Origin of the sequence: Novipirellula galeiformis (assembly GCF_007860095.1) — a bacterium.
Taxonomy (GTDB): domain Bacteria; phylum Planctomycetota; class Planctomycetia; order Pirellulales; family Pirellulaceae; genus Novipirellula; species Novipirellula galeiformis.
In genome coordinates this window covers 30,961-54,158 of record NZ_SJPT01000004.1, presented here as the reverse complement: position 1 = coordinate 54,158, position 23,198 = coordinate 30,961, and the positions used below count along the sequence as shown (strand labels likewise).

The following is a 23,198-nucleotide window of genomic DNA, read 5'->3' as shown; positions in this document are numbered from 1 at the left end:
TGTCTCTCTTTTCTGCTTGCCTTCCCTCTTCTCACTTTCGCGACTTGCGAGCAACTGACATGAAACGCATCAAACGTAAACGCCACTCGGGCATCATCCTGTTGGTCGTTCTTAGCATGCTGACCTTCTTCAGTTTGTTGGTCGCTGCGTACCTTGTTTTCGCGACCCAATCGGAAAAAACATCTTACGTCTTGGCGACACGTACGATCAAACAACCCGATCCCAATGCGTTTATCGAAGAAGCGTTAATGACGCTCATTCGAGGAACGAATGACGTGAATCATCCGTTCTATGGCGAAGATCTACTAAGTGATTATTACGGCAGGAAGGATTCCCTCGCACTGCAAGTCGGCTCGGGATTGACTCCGACAGAAGCCGGCGGTTTTATTACGTTTCGGAGTGTCGTGGATACTTCGGCTTCCTCGGTGTTTGCGAACGAGGCTTGGGAAGACATCTACGCGGGACGAATCATCACCTTTACAAGCGGTGACTTGATTAACCAAACCTTCCGCGTCATCCGCTCTGCGCCCGACACTAGCACAACGCCACCAACGTTTCACGATTTTGTGATCCAGGCAAAGAACGGAATTCTAGCGAGCGATATTGCTACTAACGACAAAATTCGCATGAATGGGGTTCCGCGAAATTCGCCGGGACTCGGCTACGATGCTTCGGTCGCGGTCCCGGGTCACAAGGTCAGGCAAACAACCTCGGCCACCAATTTGCAACAACCGAGTAACCCGGGCGCCGTAGTAGGCGGTTCGAATCCCGCCATCGGATTTGATTTGCCGGTTAGTTTCCAACCCAACCATCTCGGCCGTAACGTTGATAAAAGCGCCTTGTTGGGCGATTTCGACGAAGAGTACGACGCAGCGGATTACTACAATTGGTTTTTGAGTTATCGCGACCCTAGTACGGGCAAGATGATTCCCTCCTTTCATCGTCCAGCGGTGATCAACTACATCGCCAATGCCGTTCAAGACTGGAGCGGTGCGAGCGTGAGTGACTTTGCAAATGTGACGGCCAGTTTGGCACGCGGAACGATGCGCCCGCTGCCAATCGCAGCAGGACAGTTCGGATCCGGTCTTCCTCAGGTAATGAATCAACGATTCACCGGAGGCAACAAGAGTTACCCTCTGCAGGCTCCGCTGTTGATCAACAATGCGAATCGGTTGGATCAACTTGTTAATACACTCGCTGGTGACGACGTCAACGCTTATGACGTCGACAATAATTTTGACGGTGTCACCGATAGCGTCTGGATTGATCTGGACCTTCCCGTCTTCTCGTCACCCGAAGGCAAATTGCTGAAGCCGTTGGTCGCGCCGATGATCGAGGATTTGAGCGGACGACTGAATGTCAACGCTCACGGCAACTTTGCTCTTATCAATCAGTCGACGATGCTGACTTCCTATAATGGTCAATTTGCCACCGGAACGGCGACGCCATTTCGACTGTTCAACGGGCGTGGCTTTGGTCCTGCGGAAATTAATTTTCCCGGGGCATCGGCAGCACAGTTGTCGGCAATTTTTGAAGCGAGATATTCCTCGGCTGCTGTCGGTACCGACAACATCCCCGGTAAAGTCGGAGCGGACGCGTTTAGTATCCTAACGGGGCGTTTTTGGCCGGCGAAACTCAACATGATGTCAGGTTATCGCAATTCAGTCGATCCGTATGGACGCGGCGGTAGCGGCATTTCTGCAGCGGGAAATTTGATTTCCGTGAATGTGGGAACCGATGTGACCACGCCGATCACGACCAACGAGGCGGTCAATCACCCCTACGAAATGGATCCCAACGGCAAGCTATCCGGTGACAGTCCGTTTACGGCCAGTGAGCTCGAACCGATCTTGCGAGTCAATGAATACGATACCGATTTGTTGCCCACGCGACTGTTGGACCTCGCTTATCCACTGATCAGCTCAAACATGGAGTTCACTCGGGCGCTAACCACGATTAGCAAATCCGATGATTCCCCCGCGTCGATGGATCCCTCGGCCCCGTCGGCCTACGCATCGTTCGCGCGAATCATCAACGGGACTTTGGCGAACGCCGAGCTAAAGAAGTTGATCGCACCGGAATTGCGGTTGGGGCGTAAGTTGGACGTCAATCGGCCGCTGGGCAATGGCATCGATGACAATGCTAATAACGTCATTGATGATCCATCCGAAGACGAATCATCGGCAGCCTTTCGATCACTCGCTGGCGCGACGATCCACAGCAACTTTAGTGGCGCGACGCCGGACTACAATTTTGAGGAGCCCGCAACCGTTTCAGCGCGTCAATTGTTAGCGAGACATCTTTATGTTTTGATGATGACGATCAGTCGCGAGCTCGATAGTTCGTCCACCGCTAAAAGCTTTACCACCTACGGCGATACGCTCTCTCCGGCAGTCCCGGTTTCAAGTCGAGAACGCTATCGCGCCCGACGCTTAGCGCAATGGGCGGTCAATGTCGTGGACTACCGCGACCCCGATTCGATCTTGACGGCATTTGAGTACGACGAAAATCCCTTCGATGGCTGGGGCGTTGACGGTAATTTATTAACGACCACTGAACCGAACCGAGGGGTCGTCTGGGGCGTCGAGAACCCCGAGCTCGTGTTCACCGAGTCGGCGAGTTTTCATGATGTTCGAGTTCGTGATACAACGATCGATTCGAGCGGAAAGAAGAAAGGGGATGACCCCATGGACGATGAAGACACCGATCAAGTGCGCATTCCCCAAGGCTCGACCTTCTTTGAACTGTATGCGACACGCGAACGCCTTGCCGCCTCTTCAGGATCACCATGGATCGCTGGGATTCCACAGGAGCTTTACGATGTGGCGGACAATGGAACCGCTGTTGATTATGCGTTGGATCTAAGTCGGACGGTAACGACTCACTTTGATGACCAGGGAGATGCGAATCCGGCGAATGACGTTTACGGTGATACCTCAGACCCGACGTTCGAAGTGCCGGTTTGGCGGATCGCGATCAGCGAACCTCATTTCGACCCTCCGGCGCCACCCGCGGTGCTGAGCTCACCGCTCACGCTGCGTGACACTTTGCCTGACACGCTTTCGTTCGAGCCTAGCCGAATGGACGAACTTGGAGTTGCATCAAACACGTTGGCACTGCAACGATTTGTATTCTTCAATCACTTCGGATCGGCTGCGGCGATGCAGAATGCGATCACGCCGCTGACGGACATCACTTCGCCGGATCGGGTCTATTTCAATTATCAGAACCGGTCCACCAGCCTGTTGCCGGAGCAGTACCTTTCCCTTGCACCACGCGTGATCACCTACTTGGGATCGAAGCCCTACAACACAGAGCCCACAGGGCCAAGTGGTCAACATTTCCGAATCAAGTCGGATGCGGGGGAAACGGGCTTGATGCAATATGACCTTGCGGCCGATCCGGTGACTCCGGCCAATCCGTTGACGTTTGAAACGGTGACGATCAATGCGACCAATCCGCCTACCGCTGGAACGATGGCTCGCACGCAAGACGGGCTGGCGCTTGTCATTGCCGGTTTTTCACCTGGGGCCTGGACGACGCCACTCCCCCAGGGAATTGGGCTGAATATCTCGGAACCGTTCGCGAGTAATTATTACGCGGAACCCACTCAGCGATATTCGACGACCATTCCGGGTTATCCTTTGACCGATGCGTACGTTGAAGTCGATGCGGGCGGGAATGCCGCTAATGGGATTCCACGGGGGCAACCCGAGGACATGCGTGTCAATGGACCGATCCGTGAACTCACGCATCACTTTTCCGATCCGGCTGCTGCCGACCCCATGTTAGGGACAGTGGAAAATGTGCGAACGGCGTTTTTACAACGGTTGGCCGATCCGACTCAAGGGTTCCACCCAGTATTGAATCCCTATCGCACGATCGACCAAATCGCTCTGGATTTGACGATTCTGAGCGGTGAGGAACGTCCTGCGGATGTTATCAAATCGGCTGCCGCGGGGGCTGGCAATCCAGGTTCAATCGAGGTGCCGTACCTAATCGGCAGTCGACAACGCGACGGGGTTTCCATTGATGGCACCGGAACAAACGTGCTGTATTCCTACAGCGCTCCGTTGCCAGGGACGGTGGCCAATGTCAACGGTGCGGTGAACGCCTACTTTGAGTTCGCCGGAGCCACCGCTCATCTGCAAACCACCTTCAACTATCTAAACAATGGTTTTGGTACGCCACAAACGGGATTGAATACCGGGCGTCCTACGACTCCTTTTGCGATGCACCCATGGTTGAATCGACCGTTTGCCACGCCGATGGAATTGATACTTGTGCCGGCCTGCTCTCAAGGACGATTGTTTGAGGAATTCTCCGTGGTCGCAGCCGGCGTCAATCCTGATATTTATCCGGACGCCGATCAAGCGTCGGCCATCGACAACGCAGAACGGGCCAGGCTGATGATTGCGCCATTCCGTCATTTGCTTAACTTCTTTCACAGTCAAGATCGAAGGAATTTTGTGCAGTCGACGTCTCCGTGGTCGACGGCTCCGACGGAGTTTTCATCGGAGTTTGCATCGCTGTTTGATTTCGTTTCGACCCCGCCGCAGTTCCGAGGCGAAATCGAGGCGATCAATCCCGCCGACATCACAGCAAACGCAAATCTTTCGCCATTGATGTCGGCGCCCTTTAACTTCCTTTACGACAACATTCGTACAGGGACCATCAACCTCAATACGATTGCCAATTCGTTGACCTGGGAAGGGTTGATGCAAGGGCACTTGAATTCAGGCGAAGCCGGGACGCCAGCAAGTCAGTTGTCGTGGTCGGCATTTCAGAGATCACGCCGCGGTCACGACGCATCGGGTACGACGCGAGCGGCCGTCAATGAAACACCGAATCCGGCGTACAATTACGATGTGAATCGGTTCGATCCGCGATATCCGACTCAGTTCGCAGGGGTGTTTCGGCAAGCACGCAATGCATCCCATGTTCCACTGGTTCGTGACTCGGTCACCACCGCGGACGCGGACACCACGAACGGGTCCGATGTCGACTCCCTAGTTCGCCGACCGGTGAATACCACCTTGTTGCGCGGCGGGGGAACCCTTGATGTGCAAGAAGGGCGAGCGACTTCGGGGACTCCAACCTCGACGGCGATGTTTGTTCGCAACACTGCACAGCAGCCTGTGGCGACCGCGGCGCCCTATGCCGACCGAAATCGTCATCCGTTCATGCGATATGAAACCTTGATGCGGATGCCCAACCTTGTCTCGGATAATTCTCAGGTTTATCTGGTCCGTTTGACGATGGGGTTCTTCGAGGTCGACGCGAATAATACGAACGACTTGGGTGCAGAATACAACGAGCAAATCGGCCAACAAAAACGTTACCACGCGATGTTTATCATTGACCGTTCCATTCCGGTGGGCTTTGTTCCCGGTCGAGACTTGAACGCGCGTGACACGGTTATCTTCGAGCGATTTTTCCAATGATCCACAACGTAAACATCCCCGAAATGACGTACCATCACTCAAAGCGTTGCACAGTACGTCAGCGTCGTTTGGCCTTCACATTGGTTGAGATGCTCGTCGCGATGACGGTCACATTGCTGATGATGGCGGCGCTCGCACGCGCGTTCGCCTTTGTGGGAGAACAAGTTCGCGATAGTCGCGCTAACTTGGGCTTGTCCAATGATCTGCGAGACTTGACCACGCGGCTCAAAGATGAACTAAGTCGCTGTACGGTAAAATTGACTCCCAACATGGGTGAACCGGACCAACCCGGTTACTTCCTGTACAGTGAAGGTCCGGTCACCGATGCAACGTCTTCGTTGTTTCGTGCCGCCCTGGATGCAGAAGGAAACATCGATTTACCCGACTCTCGCTATGGCGACTTCGACGACTACATTGCCTTCACGGCGGTTGCTCCGCCGAATAGCTGGTTTACCGGCAAAGTGCCTCGTTATGTGCTCGATCAAAAACGAGCTCAGCTGACCGGCGGGAGCTATACGATGCCAAGCCCAGCGATCGATGCGTTTGAACCGGTGATGATTCGCTCGAAGTACGCCGAGATTATTTATTTCGCCAGTCCTGAGTATTCGGGCGGATCGAGCAGCTCGGGAACAACCAATGCACCCAATGATCCTCAATACATCGACGTCGATGGGGACTCCACGTTGGCGGGAGGTTCCGGGGGACAAAACGGTCTGCCGGATCGAATCAAGATCCATCGACGCGTGTTGCTAATTCGACCTGATTTGAATCTTGCCAATGGAACGCTGCCGGTTCAGCAGTTGGCTTACGGTTCGGGGTCGGATGTCGTCAATTTTTTGCAACCCGATGCGTGGCCAACTGAAACTGCCTCAAACTTGAATCCCGGCGTTACCACGACCGATGCGTGGCTATACGGGATGGCTGGGGTTCATCAACAATGCGATCTTTCGGTTCGCCGAGTATTGAACTCGACGGGAGGGTTTACGAACCGGTGTGCTGCGAACTCGCTAACCGACCTGGCTCAACCCCATAATCGATTCGCTCACGTTCGCGTCCCCGCCAAAGTGATTGCCGGTTCAGGCACGGTGGACTACCCCACTTCGATGCCGGTGGTTGCGTTCGGAAGTGTGGCGACCATTTTGGAGTCTCAAACGATCGGTGGTAGCCCCACTCGGTTGGCACCACCACGCGCATTTAGTGCCGGGACGGTGGTTACGCCCACCCTGATGAGTGGTTTTTTGCGACCTGAGTTTGTCTTGGGGCAAGATGCGATTCATAAGGATTCGCCCAACGATGTTTGGGGCGTCGAGCGAATTGGTGAAGACGTGTTAGTCAATAACGCGTTGTCGTTTGACGTGAAGATTTACGATCCCGAAGTGGTTTCCTTCACGACCACGAACAACCTGGTGGTGGGACCTAACGATGCCGGGTACCGCGAAGCGCTTATTGAAGCCGTTTCCAATACGTCGCAAAGCGTTGCGCGTGGTGAACTCAGAGGAGGGTACGTTGACATTGCCTATCCTGTGTTGGCCGGTGGATCGCTTCGCGGTTGGCAAGCCCGTCGACTCGACCGACTGCAGGGAGCCGATTCGTCCGCGATTGGAACTGCATCTAGCTACTTAGTCACGCCGTTTTCCGGTGTCGTGAACTACACCGGCACAGCAAACAATCGCGACGCGTACGCAACATCGCTTTACAAGTCGGGGCGATTGGTCGTCAACAGTGGAAATATCTCACTCTTTCAACCCGCGTTTGATACTTACACCTCGCGTTATGAAACCGACGGATTACCTCAGGGAAGTCTTACCGGAACCAACCGAGGTACGCTCTGGGCGTTGTTGAGTGCATCTAATGCAAACACCACCGATTTGGGGAGCAATGGAATTGATGATGGAGGAGGCACGGGCGTCGACGATGCGTTGGAAAGTGAAACGTTGCCACCCTTTACGACCGCTGCCGAATCGATTGAAGTTTCGGTTCGATTGATTAACCCCTCGACGCGTCTGATGCGTCAAATGTCGGTGATCCACAGCGATACGCAATAAGGATTCTAGGCAATGTCGTTGATCGCTCCGCGATCTCGACGTCGACACCCACACGAAGTATGCCGCTCTGAAGTATGCCGATCTGATGAGACCGTAAGGATCGTGATGACGGTCCGCCTGTTGCCGCCGGGATCACTCCGCCTGAACTATGAAAAATTTGCTGCTCTTGATCGTCGTTCTCTTTGCAGTCGTGCTGCGAGTGGACTCGCTCCGCTCGGCTTCGACCCACGAGGCTTCGCCCGAGCTAATTCGTGCCTGTCAAATCGCGGAGCGTGCTGCGTTGGGCGAGCGAGTCGAAGGGAGCGAATCTGGGGACACCGTGGATCGTGCCGTCGTGCAGATGCTGCGTTTTGATTCCAATGCATGGGTGGTCGTGACCAATGGTGGCGACGGCCAACCGGGCAAGGCTGATGTCGATGACGATTTTAACGGAGTCGTCGATGACGCCTCCGAGCGAGGCGCGTTCGGGAGTGACGATCAATGCGAGGTCTTGTCCGTCGACGCCACGGTATCGCCTACCACGGATCCAGCCATCAGCGTCTTGAGCCGAGGTGGATTCGTCCCCGTCCAAGATCCCCAGCGATTGCAGTCCGACGACTCACCACGCCGCTTGATCGTCTCTGGTGAAGCGAGCGGAAAATCATGGACGTTCGCGATCGATGTTCCGCGTTAATGCAGTGTCCTTGTGTTGTTAGCAGAGCGAAGCCATGGCTAATTCTTGACTTTCCAACCTTCCTGTCCTTGGTCGCTCACGGGCGTTGTTGGTCACCAGCACGCGGTTCCTTTTGTCGCTCTTTTACGCCATTGGCGGGCATACTTTGGTTTCGGTTCTGCCCCCGAATCACGCTAATCGGCGCGAATGTTGCGTGGTCGGAGGGACGGTCACGTAACCTGCTTTGGCTGCAAAGCGGTGGTTTCGCCGTTGTAACAGGAAGATTGGTGGGACAGGAAGATTAAGCGTTTTGGCGTTAGCCACTGTTCCCACGTTCAACCGGGGCTAACGCTGGACCGTGGAAAAGTTGGGGTTGTGGGTTTTTGGTTTGCGCAATTTTCATCCCAACGGGATGACAGACAGTAGCCGGTGGTTTGAGCGCAGCGAACACCACCGGAAGGCCAGCGCGGATGTCCCAACTGACCCCGCAGGGTCGGCGGTGTACTACGGTTCGGATTCCGGGGATGTCGCTACGCTTATCCCCGGCTATTCTCTAAGAATCCCTTCGGGATGATGACAATGCCTTCAGGACAAAGATCGCGGAACAAAAATGCCTTGATGAAATGCTCTGTCCATACCAAAGTTTTAGCAGCCCAGGCTAACGCCCAAGCGGCTAATGGGATTTCAGCCTTTCATTCCTGCCTAACTGCTTAGAGCATTTTTTTGATTTAGCTAGGGTTATCCGACGGTGGACCGCGTTCCTGCGAACGCAGCTACGGTTTGCATCCCAGGCCATTTTTGACGCTAGTCCCCCATACTCCCCCCCTTGTCATCGATAAATCGAGTGAATTCAATCAAGTCGTTTCCGGTGGTGTTCGCTTCGTTCAATCCACCGGCTAATCTCTATCGTCTCTGCCGGGATGGTCGCTTATTTCGGCTTAACTGACTTCGGTCCAACAACGAGGCCCTGTCTCCCTGTCTCCCCCTCTCTCTCTCCCCCGTGAGCAACACGATGTCTTCGATTCGGTTCATTATGGTCGGCGGTTTTCTTGGCGCTGGAAAAACGACGACGATCGCACGACTGGCCCACGCCTACCAATCGCAGGGTTTGAAGGTGGGGATTGTGACGAACGACCAAGCCACCGACTTGGTCGATACGCATACGTTGCGTTCGCAGGGCTTTGAGGTGGGGGAAGTGGCGGGAGCTTGTTTTTGCTGCAATTTCAACGAGCTGACGAGCACGACCGCGAAGCTCGACGAGTGTGGTCGTCCCGACGTGATCCTGGCCGAGCCGGTGGGCAGTTGTACCGACTTGGTCGCCACGGTGGTGCAACCGTTGATGCAATTGTTTGGCGACCGTTTTGATGTGGCGCCCTATGGGGTGATTTTGAAACCGAGTCATGGTCGACGCATCCTAAGTGGCGAGGCGAAGGCGGGGTTTTCACCCAAGGCGGCCTACATTTTCAAGAAGCAATTAGAAGAAGCCGATTTTGTCTTGATCAATCGCGCCGACGAGTTGTCGACCGAGGAACTTGACGAACTGACGCGTTTGGTTGCGAGCGAAGCGCCGGATGTCCCCGTGCTCAGGATCTCCGCCAAGACCGGTGATGGTTTTGACGCGTTCTTGGAGTTGTTGGATCAACGGGGCGATTTCGGTCGCCGTATCCTGGATCTTGACTACGACATTTATGCCGAAGGAGAGGCGGAGTTGGGTTGGTTGAATATGAGTTTGACCGCAACGAGTGCATCGGAGTTTGTGCTCGATGAATTGATTCTCGATATCGTCAATCGGCTGCGGATCTCATTGGCCGAGGCCGCTGCCGAAACCGCCCATTTGAAAACGATTGGGTTGTGGGACGGCTTTCACGGTGTTGCGAATTTGGTCAGCAGCGACAGCGCGGCGGTCCTCTCGCTGGCCTCGGATTGCAAAACAAAATCCGCTGAATTGGTCGTTAACGCGCGGGTCGCGATCGATCCAGAGCAATTGCAGTCGCAGGTGGAGGCCGCGGTTAGAGAGGCCTGCGGTGCGCGGGATGTGCAAGTGGTGATCCGGCAAACGCAATCGTTTCGCCCCGGCCGCCCGGTGCCAACGCATCGCATCAGCCAAAGTGAGCTGGGGGCGTGAAGACTGGAGTTTCAGTCAGAATTCTAGACGCTGATGCTGCGGGGGGTGGAAGCGTTCCCACGCGGCAGGCGCTAGTGAGCGTTGCTGTGATATTTCAAGCCTTCCATCACGCCGCTCGTTGCTTTTTGGTTCGCTAGGAAAACGAAGTGTTCGGTGTTGGCGCGTTGGTGCGCCGCGCGGACGTCTCGCTTCAACGCGTCGCTGGCGTTTTCCACCACAATCGCTCGATAACCGGCCGTCAGTGCGGCCAAGTCGTTGCCGGAATCGCCGGCGAAGACGATCGCATCGGGATGAATCGTCATGTGCTCGGCCCACCAACGAAGTGCATAAGCCTTCGAGACGCCGCGGGGCAATAGGTCGATCAAACCGTCCCCGTTGAACGGATCGATGCTGGCGATGATCGAATAGGGAGCCGCGATGCGAGCCAATGTTTGCTGGAATCTGTCGACGATCGAATCTAATTGGGATGCGTCGGCATAATAGCTGAGTTTATACGGCCCCTGTTTCTCGGGCTCTTGGACCCGCGTCCCCTGGATCCCGGAAAACTCTTTGATCAAATCCGTGGTCGCGATCGAGCCGACGATCGATGCCAAGTTGTCCTGGTATGCTTGGACCCGTTCCATGGCGTTGTCGAGCGAGCCGCTGGGACCGGGACGACGCATGATTGTGGTCCCGACGTCGCAGATGATCCACTCGGGATGCGGCAGCGAGTACTGGAGAATGGCTTGTTCAACGGAGGCAAAATGGCGACCGGTGACGAACAGTAGCTCGATATCGTGGTCGTGCAAAAAACGCTCGATCTCGCCAAGGTCGCGACGGTTGTCGTGATCGTTTTCCAGCGGGATGAGCGTCCCGTCCAGATCGGTCGCAAGCACTTTTAAATCCATCGTTGGTCTCACACTCGCAATAACCAGAGGGTTTCGTAGGCTTCGAGCACAATGTCAGCGCTGGTGCCAAATTCGCGATCGGTCAATGCATCTTGGAAAAAACGTCCTAAACCGACGGTGCGGAGACGATTGCCATCGACCGATTGTGGTTGGTCCGAGAAGTTGGCGATCACGATCAAGCGATGACTTTCGTGGATTCGAATGAAGCTTAACAGGTGCACGTTACCAGTCGCGACGAGTTCCATGTTTTGTCCGGCGAGCGCGGGCAACGATTTGCGAGTCGCGATTAGTTTTTGCTGCGAACGGAAGATCCGTGTGCGAATCGAACCGTCACCCGAAGCGATTTTGTCGTCGAGTTCGTGCAAGAATTCCCACTGCATTTTGGGACGATGGACCCACCGCGTATCGCCTGCCTTGGCTGGATCTTTGACAAAGTCGTAATCGTTTAGCATGCCCCATTCTTCGCCCAGGTAGAGCAGCGGAATGCCCCCAATGCTGAGCGAGATTCCTTGTAACAGCAGCATCCGCCGAATCGACATTTCTTTTTCGTGTTCGTCGCCGACTTCGATCGCATGTTCAAGTCCCGCTAGCGAAGCGAGGGTACCGGCAATGCGCATATCGCCGGTTTGCACGTTTTCTTGAAAGGGAACGCCGCGGGCGAACGAGCCTTTGAATTGTCCGGTGTAGAACAAATTTAAAAATTGTCGATGATCGTAGGCGTTGATGCCCAGGGCGGCCGCGTCGGCGTCATCAAACGTCCAACCGATATCGTCGTGACAGCGCAAGTAGTTGACCCACGCGGTGTGGGGGGGCAATTTGTGTCGATGACTGAGCGAGCGACATAACAACCGCGTTTCGCGTGTCGCGAGCGATTCCCACAACAACGCCATCAACGTCGGGTTGTAGGAAATTTGGCATTCTTCGGGGCTGACGTACTTGACCACATCATCGGGATGAACGATCGCTTCGGATTTGAACAACAAGCTGGGCGTCGCGATGCGCGCCAATCGGCTGAAGGCTTGGATCAAGGTGTGGGCTTGGGGCAAGTTTTCACAATTGGTGCCCATCTGTTTCCAGACAAAGGCGACCGCGTCGAGTCGCAAAATGTCGATTCCCGTGCTGGAAATAAAGAACATCTCTTCGAGCATCGCCCGAAACACCGCTGGATTGCTGTAGTTCAAGTCCCACTGGAAACTGTTGAAGGTGGTCCAGACCCAGCTCTGCATGCCGTCGTGCCAGGTAAAGTTGCCACGCCGCACGGTGGGGAAAATTTCGCGGAGGGTTCGTTCGTACTGGTCCGGCAGCTCTCGATTGGGATAGATGTAATAGAAGTTTTGGTACTCGGGGTCGCCCGATTGAGCATGCTTGGCCCATTCATGATCATCCGAGGTATGGTTAAAGACGAAATCGAGGACCAACACGATGCCCGCTTTGCGTAGCTCGGAGGCAAGATTTCGCAAATCTTCAATCGTGCCGAGTCGCGGGTCGACGCTCCGGTAATTGCTAATCGCATAGCCGCCGTCGTTGTCCCCGGGACGGACTGCAAACAGGGGCATTAAATGGAGATAGGTCAGCCCGAGCTCTTTGAAATAGTCAATCGACTCGGTCAGCTTGCCAAGGTTCTCGCTGAACAAATCGACATACAACGCTCCGCCAACGATCTTTTCCGAGGTGAACCAATCGGGTTCGTTGATGCGATGGCGATCGAGTTCGCGGAGGGGCTCGGGACGGTCAAGCCAAGCGGCGGCGGCGGTCAGTAGAATTTGTTCGAGATGGAAAAAGAAGTCGTAGCGAGTTCCATACAACTCAAATAACAACGCAAACAATTCTTCCCAATGGTCCGCCAAACGCAGCCCGAATTCGTGACGCAATTCCTCGTCGGCGTCGTGGGCATCCCAGAACGCTTGCAACCGCGGTGCTAAGCGTTTTAAGGAAAGATCGGCCTCGTAAGAGAGTCCACTGGCGCGCGGGGTGATGCTGCCGTTGCGGAGCCCTTTAGGATTCGATCTGATCATTAGGAATTACGATGTTCTCTAAGAAGTTGTAGTACTCGATGCCTTCGATGATGCCACGCGCGTGCGAGTGCTCCGCAAAATAGACGCGGGGATGGTTCCGCAGTCGGTTTAATTCGGGGCTGTAGTTGGACACGACCACGCCTAAGGTGCGACCCAGTAACATGCCAGCATCGTTGCCGCTATCGCCGGCAACGAGCACGTTATCAGCTGAAAAGCCCCATTTCCACAGCAAATGGCGAATGGTCATTTCGCTGCCCCCCCGCACGGGGATGATGTCGAGGTACATGCCCAGTGATAACAAAACCTTAGCACGCAAACCGGCCGCCCGCAGATGTTTCTTGATCTGGGTCGTCGTGGGGGCCAACTTGGTGTCGATCTCGTAGCTGAGCTTGAATTCCGATTGGTGCGAGTCTTCTTGGACATAGAAGCCCGGCAATTCCTCGAGTACCCGGCGAATCTCGTCCGGTTTCCAAGCGTAGTCAATCTGCTTTCGCCAACTGCGATCGGGGGTCAATTTGTCACCGTAATGCAATTGCGTGCCGGCGTCGGTGTCGATCACATCGGGCTCGGGTAACCCAAGTTGAGAGAGCAGTTCCATCGCACTATCAAGTCGGCGGCCGGTCGCGATTCCAAACCCAATGTGTTGGTTCTGTTTCAGCAACTCCGCGAATTGGGCAAGTCCTTCCTCGTCCCCGGTCAACGTATTGTCCAAATCGGTGACAATCAATCGATCAAACTCGGGAAGTCGTCGTGCACGCGGCGATCGGACCAATGCGGGCACAGAGGAGTGTTCCAAAATATCGTCCAAGTCGCGTAGGTAACGCTTCGCGTGGTTGCTCCACGAATAGTGCTTGCGAGTTCCCTCGATCCCTGCGGTGGACCATGTTTGCCACTGTTCCGGTTCGGTCAACGTCCTCAGCAGTGCTTTCTCAATCATCTCTGGGTCGAGGGGATCGATCAACAATCCGTTGTCACAGTTCGCGATGATGTCGCGCGGACCGCCATCGTTGGTGGCGACGATCGGAAGCCCGGTCGCCCCCGCTTCCAATAATGTCAAACCGAACGGTTCGGTTAAGGCGGGATTGATGAAGACGCCCTTGCTCTGGGTTGCCAAGCGGTACAGATCGGGCACATCCTTGGAGGCGTGTGTTTTTGGATAGGCGACCCGTCCGTACAGATCATATTTATCGATTCGATGCAGCACACTATCAAGCACGCGTCGCTGTGGCTTGGGAAGTTGCAACATGTCGTCACGCGATCCCATTACCAAAACCAGATTGGCAAGCTTTTGCAGTTGCGGACTTTGTCCGTAAACATCGACAAGCATGGTTAAGTTTTTACGTTCATCCGGACGTGCCATGGTCAGAATCATGGGCTTGTTCGGGTCTCGCAAAAACGGATCGAGCGCGTCGGCAATTTGGGGGCGTTGCCAAGCTGAGTCGGCCGGTGAGAATCGCGACAGATCGACGCCGGGCGGGATCACCTCCATCCGTGATGGCACATAGTGATCGTACAGTTCGTATTGTTCTTGAACCTCTTGCGTCGTGCTGGTCACGACCATCGAGGCTGTTTCCAAGGCAATCTCTTCGGCTTCGGTGCGCAGGGGAAATTTGTAGCGTCGATCGAGTGAATCGAGATTGTCTTTGTTGACCGACAAACGTTGACGCTTAACGCGGCCCAGCGAGTGTCCGGTAAAGATAAACGGAACGTGCAGCAAACGCGCCAGTTGGCCGCCGGCGAGTCCCGCGTCGGCGTAGTGACCATGAATAATATCGGGAATGCCCGTACGGCGAAAATGGACCAATGTTTGGTCGATGAAATGATCGATGTAGGGCCACAATGCTTCCTTCTTCAGATAGCGTTTGGGGCCAAACGGGATACGCACTAATTTGGCGTTTTCACTGATCGGTTCTTCAAGTTGGGCGTACTCGTCGGAGACCTTGGGATCAATGATTTGTCGCGTCAGTAATTCCACTTCACGTACATTTGGCTGGGAAGCAAGTTCCTTAGCCAACTCCAGTACATAGATCACTTGGCCGCCCGTGTCGGCATCGCAGCCCAGTTCGGGTTCGTGAGCGCGGATCAATCCATGTAGGCTGATCAGCGTTATCTTCAAACCGTTTTCTCGCTCGAGAAGCCGCTTTTTTCGTGACGCTTGTCTCGAACTTGATCCTTCAATTTCTGTTTCAGGCATAACCTTGACGTTTCTATTTGAGGTGGGTGACGATTCTAAAGACGATGCTAAATGAGGGTTGTTTCACGCTTCACGGAGACGTCCATTGCGGAGACGTCCATTGCGGGGCTGGCACGACCGGGCGACGTGAGCCGAGTACGGATCCGCGTCAGTGTGGAAGGGGCGAATGCGGGCGTGAGCACGGTGTGTCGTTGGAAATACGGTGTGTCGTTGGAATACAGTGTGTCGTTGGAATTGGGGGGACGGCGCGTCGGAACGAAGCAGGTAGGCAGGAATCTTTCGGTAGATTAGCCGTTTTGGCGTTAGCCACGGTTCAAACGGTTCAAGCGGGGCTAACGCCCAAGCGGCTAATGGGATTTCACCCAAACATTCCTGCCTCTCTGCTCTAGTCGAGTTGGTAAATCGATGCGTCGGTCGACGTGGCCCCTCGCAGTTCGCAGATGCGAGCGGCAAAACGAACGGCGCGATCGAGAATGGTGGGGTAGGGCAGTCCCGTTAAAATTCCATCGATCACAGCGGCCGCGAAACCGTCTCCGGCACCCACCGTATCCATCATCGAAGCCGGTTGTGGTGCCGCCGCAAACCAAGTTTGCGTGGCGGTCACCGCGTAGGCACCCTGGGCGCCGCTGGTGATAAAATAGACGGCACTGCCGTATTGGCTGCAGAGTTTTTCAACGGCTCGATTCACTGCGTCTGTGGTTCCACAAGGGAGTCCACTGATCTCGGCCAATTCTTCGTCGTTGAGTTTGATAAAGTCGGCACCGCAGAGCAGCTCCGAAAGCCATTCGTGATCGAACCACGGTTGGCGGATATTGACGTCCACAAAACGCAGCCCATGGGGGCTGCGAATCAATTGAGTGATCGCCTCGCGAGTCCGCTGACCACGCCATGCCAAGGAGCCGTGATAAAGCAGTGAAGGGGGCGCGAGGACGCGGCCCGTTGCGCTGTTCGAATGCCCGCCCATCGATGGAGCGTCCGACTCACTGGCTACCGCAATGCAATCGATGTCGTCGTAGGCACAGGGGAAAACGATTTCGTACGACGGTTGTCCGCCTTGCAGCGTGACCTGGACCACTCCCGTTTTGTAGTCTTTGCTCGTTTGCAATCCCTTCAATTCCATTCCCCATGTCGCCATGTGAGCGCGGATTTGTTGACCCTCCGCGTCATCACCCACGGCGGAGACGAAGGTCGGGTGGCGTCCCATGCCTTGCAGATTCCAAGCGACATTGAAGGGAGCGCCTCCAAGAACATGACGCCCGTCGGGAAAGTGATCCAACAGCACTTCGCCAATAATCAGCGGAGAACTGTCTAGGTTGGGACGCGTTTTCGGAGCGATGGGAGACATTCGTTGCTGTGGAGGGCGATGTAGGTTTTGCATGCATTGTACCGATTTGGAGCGCAAATACAAATTGCCAGCTCCAGGGTGATGGCGAGTCCATTACGAAGGCAGTAGAGGTGTCGCCTGGAAAGGGGACACCCAAGGAAGGCGGTGGATTGGGTGGTGTCGTGATTGCCAACCTCGATCTGGAAAAAAGGAAACCCCACCGTCTCGCCACTCGGACGGGTCACGAACGTAAACGAGAATGGTAGCAAACGCCGTGCCTGAATTCTTTGAGCGAATTCTCGACTGACATGCACCTCATCCGATGCAATGCGCGGGCGACGCTAAGTTTCGCTCGATCCCAAAATTCAGGTATGACGGTTTTCGATTGTACGGTCTGCAATCGTGCGATCGAGGCGTTCATTTGCCGCCCTGGACGATGAAATGGAGTGGATCTGTCGTCAGCCGTTGCTTGGGAAACATTGCTGTGAATCCTCCTAAATTTCCAAAGATACTCCTTGCATCTCAAAAATGCGGGCGATACAAAGAGATGGACACAAGAGGGGGTTCGCGGCACCCACACGGGCGGTGCTGGGATGCGACTAAGCACGGAGCGGCGTTGGTAGCGTCGAACAGGCATGGTACCGCAGTCTTTTCGGGTGATGAAAATTCCGGTCACGATTCACGTCGCTGGCTCGCGATACGACCAACGGCGTTGTGTCGCTGGGTTTACGCTCATCGAGTTGCTGGTGGTGATCAGCATCATCGGCGTTCTATTATCGCTCAGCTTGTCTGGTGTTCAAGCAGCCCGAGAAGCGGCTCGGCGGGCGCAATGTTCAAATCATCTTCGCCAGCTTGGTCTGGGGCTGCATCAATTTCATGGGATCTTTGACACCTTGCCGCTCGGGAATGATCGGTTGTACGGTCGAAATCAATCTTGGTCCTCGGCAATATTGGCCCAGATTGAACAGACCGCGATCGCAGAATCTTATGACCGTAGCGTTGCTTGGGATGAACCGTTGCGGAACGCGTCGTTGATTTCGGCGGTCATTCCCACCTTTCGCTGTCCGTCGTCAATCTTTGACGGCGAGGGGGACACTGACTACGCCGGGGTGATGGGCAGCGCGCTGGCGTCCGAGCGTGCCAACGCAGGGATCGACCTGAACAATGGTGTTTTGATTTCTTCGACGCCCGTTCGTTTGAGGCCGGTGTCGTTCAGTGAAATTATCGATGGCACGAGCAATACGATTTTCTTGGCCGAGGTGGTCGATCGGATGCCGGATTCGTATGGGTTGTGGGCGGACGGTCGCAATACGATCTCGCACGATAACGGTGGCATCAACCTCGAGAACAGCGGCGAGATTTTTAGCTTTCACCGCGGCGGCGCCCAGGTTGCGCTTTGCGATGGAGCGGTCAGGTTTCTATCGGAATCGACAGATGTCAATTTGATCGGGGCGCTTTGCTCACGCTACGGATACGAACTGGTGAACGAATTTTTTGCCCACTAACCCTTCCAATCGCAAGCTTCATGCCTCGCCATCGGTCTTGCCCGCACGGCCGGAAACGCCGCAATGAAAAACCAGATGCAGATGCCGATGTGTGATGCCAACGGAACACGTCCGAGAATGAGTTCAAACGATTGCCGCCGGATCTTTGCGCCGTTTGCCCAATCCATCACCGCGTCCTTTACTAACCCGTCGCAATCTCGATTTACAAAGGAGTCAAGTTCGTCGCAGGCTGTTTAGAGAGCAGTGGACACGTTGTTTGTTTCGAACGACATCGAGTTCCATTGCCAATTTAGCTTTCCATTTGGTTTTCCACTTTGAGTTTCCATTCCTGTTTCGCAAAAGAAAGAGAGTGCTCTGATGTACAAACTATGTCTCGCTGCTTTGCTCGTGTTCGCAGTTCCTTCGATCGCTACGGCCGGTGGAGGCGGAGCGAAGGAATTGGGCAAGCTTTGGATTAAAAATCACAGCAAAACGGAGGTTGCCTACTGTAGTGTGGACCCCAGCCCTTCACTTCAAAATGCGGGACCTCATGACTTCGTAAAATACGGAGGTCGGATTTTGAATCCGGGCGAATCGACCGAGTACAAGAACATGAAGGAAGGCGATCACATGGTTTACTGCGTGCTGAAGCCTCAAGGGCATTATCCAACGAAGCACGAATTTAATTCCAAGAAAGTGTCAACACGGAAAGGCCAGACGGTCCACGTAAAGGCGTTTTGATGTTGAGGAAGGATCGCTAGCGATTGAATCCTGAGTAACACCGTAGAGCGCTGCAGTGCGAGGTGTTGCCAACACGTAATACCCTCCCGCGTGCGGGAGGGTCGGACGCGCTAGCGTCCGGGGAGGGTGCAACTTGCCAACGCTACGTCGATAGCGTGGTCGTCTTCACCCGAACTCGTTTCACTGCAGCCCCGGCGGAGTTCAATTCTTCAATTCGACTTCGGCACAAGTTTCTTCGCTTTCCCACAAGCGGACTTTGAAGGCCGAAGCCCCAGTGCCTTCTAGAATTTTTGGGCAAATCTCGTGGAGAAAATGGATCGCCATGTTTTCGGCGGTCGGGTTTGTGCCCAGTTCATAGATGCGATGCGGTTGGGAAGCGCGGATCGCTGCGAGTCCATTCTCGTCCTGGTCCCAAAGAATAAACGTGTGATCCCAATTCTCATTCAACCAACCGTTGCATCGCTCTTTGAGCAATTTGAAGTCTAAGATACGCCCCACCGCATCTTGGGACTGTCCGGTCACGTAGACCTCGACCACGTAATTATGGCCATGCAGGTTTTGACATTTGCCCTCGTGCCCCACCAATCGGTGGCCAGCGCAAAATGTAAATCGGCGCATGATACTTAATGTCATCGTTTGTCGTCCTCTAAGCGTGACTCGGTCGCAGCGCATGAACGCGTGCGTTTTCTTGCAATCTTGTTGTTCCCGCCGCAGGCGGGATTGCGATGCGGCGGAGGCAACCTTCGTGAAGGTCTTTGATTGGCATCATAGGGCATGGATGACTTGTCGCGAATCGCCCTGTTTCTTCGTGGCGAAGAACATGGCACACTATGGCCAATCGCAGTGCCCCCACGTCGCGGCGGTCGGTTCGTTCATGACCGTTTGCGTTGACAGCTATAGCCCTTGACAAGAGTGAGACCCGATCGATGCCCGAAATTCGCCAAGCCGTTGCACTTCCCGTCCCCAGCACCGACGCGCTGCGTTTTTTGCCCGAAGGCCCCTTCGCACTCGCCGATGGAACGTTCTCGTGGGTTGGCATCCAGCACGGCGCCCAGGCAACCCACGGTTCGCTAAACCTTTACGATTTGGCCACAGAAACGAATCAATCGTTTGAATTGCCCGGACGCCCCGGGTTCGCCTTTCCCTGCAAAACCGCCAACCGGTTCGTCGTCGGCTGCGAGCGGTCGCTCGGTTTCTTTGACACCGAGACGAAGGTGTTTGAGTCGTTTCAAGATGGCATCGATGCGAGCGTCGACAACACGATCATCAACGATGGCACCTTGTTTGAGGACAACTTGGTTTTCGGCACCAAGGATCTCGAGTTTGCCACTCGCAAAGCGGGGCTCTATCTGTACCGAGGCCGCGACGCAAAGCTGATCCAACTTCGCGACGACCAGATTTGTAGCAACGGAAAATCAATCGTCAAAGAGAGTGATGGTTCGCTTTCGCTCTACGATATCGATTCACCGACGCGTCAAATCGTTCGCTACCGTTTGGACATCGAGGCGGGGTCGATTGGCGAGCCGACAGTCGTGGTCGATTTGACGAGCGACGCTGCGGTGCCTGATGGTGCGATCCTAACCCCCGATGGGAAGCAGTTGATCGTTTCGATGTTCCTGCCCGATGTCGCCGAGTTTGGATCGACGCGGATGTACGATATCGCCACGGGCGAGCTCGTCTGTGTTTGGCAAACCCCGGGATCGCCGCAAAACACTTGCCCCGCCCTGGTTCGCTACGAAGGGAAGATCCAATTGATCATCACGACGGCGGTAGAAAATATGGACGCCGAAGCGAAAGCGAAATGTCCCAATGCCGGGCAATTGTTCCTGGCCGAAACCGACCTTGTTGATGACGGGGGACCGATCAACGATTGCTATTGGGCCTAAACCGAAGATTGCATGTGAACGAGCAAGCGTGTCTTTAACGCTCACTCCGCAAGGCGTTACGGCTATTGATTGACGCACAACCCGAAGCGTCAGCGAGTGCCCGAGTCAAAGAGACCGAGTCAAAGGGCCCGAGTCAAAGAGACCGAGCCCAACGGGACATTCCCTCACTGGTGTGTCGGGTTATGAAATCTCCAGGCAAAACCGTGAACGCGATCCGCTGCTTCCGATCTGAGACGGTGGGGTGGGCAATGCCTTACCTATCATTAGCTTTACCTCTCTTTAAAACGAATCGACGTGATAGAGATGGCACGTCGTGCACGATTCGCCTGCACCATGGGCGGTATGGCATGCCGCACAGGATTGCAATTTGATCGGTTCGAAGTCGGCGTGCGTCTTGCTGACCTCGTGGCAATGCACGCAATCGGTCAATCCGGCGATATTCATGTGCGGTTTATGCGAGAATTTTGTAAACGTGCGGCCTTGTCCAACCAAAGCAGGGCTGACCCAATTTCCGCCGCCCATCGACGCGCTCGGGTGACAGCTAATACAGGCCGCCACGGTGCGGTTGGCGAGCATCCTTGTTCGCAGCGGGTCATTCGCGGGCAATGCCGCCAACGTTTCGATCGCGGATCGAATGATCGGATCGGCATGGCCGCCGCCTCGATAGACGATGGCCAATCTCAATTCGTCGCGGTACCAGCCACCTTCGGCAAGCATCCGGTTGGGATCAAATCGTGTATCACGCTGTTTCGTGGTGCGTTGCTGATTCCCCGCGTCCAATGGATCGGAGTCCAGAGGGTCCGCGTCCAATGGGTCCGCGTCCAATAAATCCATGCTTAGCGGGTCTGAGTTTTGCAGGTCAGTGCTCAGCGGGTCAGGGGTAAGTAAATCGTCGTCCGTTAGTACGTCGTCGTTGCCGCCGAGCAGCAGATCGTCTGTCGTGGCGACCAACCGGAACGGGCTTGGGGAGCGTCGCTGATGGGTCAGTGGCACAGGCTTGTTTTCATTATGAAACCACAAGCGATAGGTATCCGCCAACATTTGAGGGGGGATGGAGCGAATGATGTTCCGCAGCGCAGCGGAGGAGACTCCACTCGCTTCGGCGCGCTGGATCAACGCGGCTTGTCCACGGGCGGCGACATCGGCTAGCAGCGTGCGGTGCGCCTGGGCGATGGTCGCAGCAGCGGCGGGTTGATCCGGCGAGTCGGCGAGTACGCGGCTGAAATCTCGCTCTTCGATGGTCCGCATCGCGGCAGCCACCTGTTTTTCGCTGCGCAGCAATAGTTCGGCCAACGGAGCGATCGTGCCATCGTAGAACCCCGTCGCCGCAACCGGCCATGATTCAAACGCTCGGGATCGTTCTTCGGGGATGGTCGGTAACGCAAACAGCTCGATGCCGTGGGTGGATTCGAGTTTGAGTCCCTTGTCATGGCACGATTGACAAGCGACTTCGTAGTCGACGGTGCGACGGAGTTCGTTGTTTTCGTTCTTGGGATGGCATTGTATGCAATTGAAGACGAGCGAATTTTCGCCTTGGTTCGATGCCGGGAAGTGCTTGGTCGCATGGGACGAGTGATCGAACGCGATCTTGCCACCACGCCCGTAGGGCCAATCGGACCATTGGGGATGCGAGGTGGCGAAGCTGCCAAATTGATTTTGATGGCAGGTTTGACATTGAGCGTCGGTCATCACCATCAGATTGGCGTCCGCGCCGCGGTGTTCGCGATGGCACGCTGAGCACTCAAGACGCTCTTGGTTCACCGCCGGGGAGGGGGCGTGATGGCTTACTTGGGTCGCCACCGTGTTGCCTGAGTTTTGTAAGGCAAGATCGCGAATTTGCTTTCGAGCCTCAGCGGGCAAATTATGTGCGAGCCGTGCTGTGGAGCGATCGATCGTGGTGTGATGGCAATCGAGACAGCGATCGGTTTGCGTGACGTGGTCGTGCCCGGCACCGGCACTGCGAAACCAAGACGTCGGCTGAATCGAAGCCTCGGCATGACATGCGGCACATCGTTGGCTTGACAAGGTGCCCGCCAGAATCTGTGCGTGGGGAGTGGCCAGTTCACCAGGTTTAAAAAAGTCGGCAACCCATTGGGTTTGGCTTGCCGCCAACAGGAAAGCGATGGCAAGGAATGACAATATTAGCGCGGCCGATTTTCGTGCGTTCGTCCACGTGCGCTGTGGACAACACGCTTCGGCCAATGGGCATGTTCCCAATCGTGTCGGCCCCGTGTCGCACTTTTTTCCAGACCGTTGGGCGCCGCAGACCCAGCGGTCTCCGGGGCGATCGATCGCAGGAGGCGACGGCAGATGGAGATTTTCGCGTGGCATCAGTTCTGGGGGACGTGTTGTTGCAGGAGGAATGGGAGAGGAAGGCCGCGAGCGGACAATGCAGTGCAAT

General features: G+C 55.2%; 13 protein-coding genes. 7 read left to right on the top strand and 6 right to left on the bottom strand.

All coding sequences use genetic code 11. The features are described from left to right. Window positions 1-59: 59 nt before the first annotated feature. The 4 genes from Pla52o_RS11180 to Pla52o_RS11165 all read left to right on the top strand — a co-directional run bounded on the left by Pla52o_RS11180 (window position 60) and on the right by Pla52o_RS11165 (window position 10,266). Window positions 60-5,444 carry a hypothetical protein gene (locus tag Pla52o_RS11180; RefSeq protein ID WP_231612264.1) on the top strand — a complete coding sequence of 1,795 codons (5,385 nt, stop codon included), beginning with the start codon at window positions 60-62 and terminating at the stop codon, window positions 5,442-5,444. After that, window positions 5,441-7,489, top strand: a complete 2,049-nt coding sequence (locus Pla52o_RS11175) for a PulJ/GspJ family protein (protein ID WP_231612263.1) — start codon at window positions 5,441-5,443, stop codon at window positions 7,487-7,489. The genes Pla52o_RS11180 and Pla52o_RS11175 overlap by 4 nt, the downstream gene beginning before the upstream one ends. A gap of 148 nt (window positions 7,490-7,637) precedes the next feature. After that, complete coding sequence (locus Pla52o_RS11170; protein WP_146594718.1) at window positions 7,638-8,162, top strand: hypothetical protein; 525 nt, start codon at window positions 7,638-7,640, stop codon at window positions 8,160-8,162. A gap of 991 nt (window positions 8,163-9,153) precedes the next feature. Continuing rightward, complete coding sequence (locus Pla52o_RS11165; RefSeq protein ID WP_146594717.1) at window positions 9,154-10,266, top strand: GTP-binding protein; 1,113 nt, start codon at window positions 9,154-9,156, stop codon at window positions 10,264-10,266. Between the two features lie 71 nt (window positions 10,267-10,337). Here the strand turns inward: Pla52o_RS11165 and Pla52o_RS11160 are convergent, their stop codons facing one another. The 4 genes from Pla52o_RS11160 to Pla52o_RS11145 all read right to left on the bottom strand — a co-directional run bounded on the left by Pla52o_RS11160 (window position 10,338) and on the right by Pla52o_RS11145 (window position 16,707). Then, on the bottom strand, window positions 10,338-11,153 hold the full coding sequence (locus tag Pla52o_RS11160) for an HAD-IIB family hydrolase (RefSeq protein ID WP_146594716.1): 816 nt from the start codon (window positions 11,151-11,153) through the stop codon (window positions 10,338-10,340). An 8-nt stretch (window positions 11,154-11,161) separates the two neighbouring features. After that, a complete protein-coding gene (locus Pla52o_RS11155) occupies window positions 11,162-13,168 on the bottom strand; it encodes an alpha-amylase family glycosyl hydrolase (protein ID WP_146594715.1) in 2,007 nt (668 codons plus the stop codon). Then, a complete protein-coding gene (locus Pla52o_RS11150) occupies window positions 13,149-15,362 on the bottom strand; it encodes an HAD-IIB family hydrolase (RefSeq protein ID WP_146594714.1) in 2,214 nt (737 codons plus the stop codon). The genes Pla52o_RS11155 and Pla52o_RS11150 overlap by 20 nt, the downstream gene beginning before the upstream one ends. A gap of 385 nt (window positions 15,363-15,747) precedes the next feature. Beyond that, a complete protein-coding gene (locus tag Pla52o_RS11145) occupies window positions 15,748-16,707 on the bottom strand; it encodes a PfkB family carbohydrate kinase (RefSeq protein ID WP_197169175.1) in 960 nt (319 codons plus the stop codon). A 638-nt stretch (window positions 16,708-17,345) separates the two neighbouring features. Between Pla52o_RS11145 and Pla52o_RS11140 the strand changes: the two genes are divergently transcribed. Next, window positions 17,346-18,191 carry a DUF1559 domain-containing protein gene (locus Pla52o_RS11140; protein WP_231612262.1) on the top strand — a complete coding sequence of 282 codons (846 nt, stop codon included), beginning with the start codon at window positions 17,346-17,348 and terminating at the stop codon, window positions 18,189-18,191. A 357-nt stretch (window positions 18,192-18,548) separates the two neighbouring features. After that, window positions 18,549-18,911 carry a hypothetical protein gene (locus tag Pla52o_RS11135; RefSeq protein WP_146594711.1) on the top strand — a complete coding sequence of 121 codons (363 nt, stop codon included), beginning with the start codon at window positions 18,549-18,551 and terminating at the stop codon, window positions 18,909-18,911. 201 nt (window positions 18,912-19,112) lie between these two features. Here Pla52o_RS11135 and Pla52o_RS11130 read toward each other — a convergent pair whose 3' ends face one another. Further along, complete coding sequence (locus tag Pla52o_RS11130; protein ID WP_231612261.1) at window positions 19,113-19,544, bottom strand: 6-pyruvoyl trahydropterin synthase family protein; 432 nt, start codon at window positions 19,542-19,544, stop codon at window positions 19,113-19,115. Between the two features lie 293 nt (window positions 19,545-19,837). Between Pla52o_RS11130 and Pla52o_RS11125 the strand changes: the two genes are divergently transcribed. Next, a complete protein-coding gene (locus tag Pla52o_RS11125) occupies window positions 19,838-20,797 on the top strand; it encodes an SMP-30/gluconolactonase/LRE family protein (RefSeq protein ID WP_146594710.1) in 960 nt (319 codons plus the stop codon). A 279-nt stretch (window positions 20,798-21,076) separates the two neighbouring features. On the opposite strand, the gene Pla52o_RS11120 is transcribed toward Pla52o_RS11125, so the two are convergent. Next, a complete protein-coding gene (locus Pla52o_RS11120; protein WP_146594709.1) occupies window positions 21,077-23,128 on the bottom strand; it encodes a cytochrome c3 family protein in 2,052 nt (683 codons plus the stop codon). Between the last annotated feature and the right edge of the window lie 70 nt (window positions 23,129-23,198).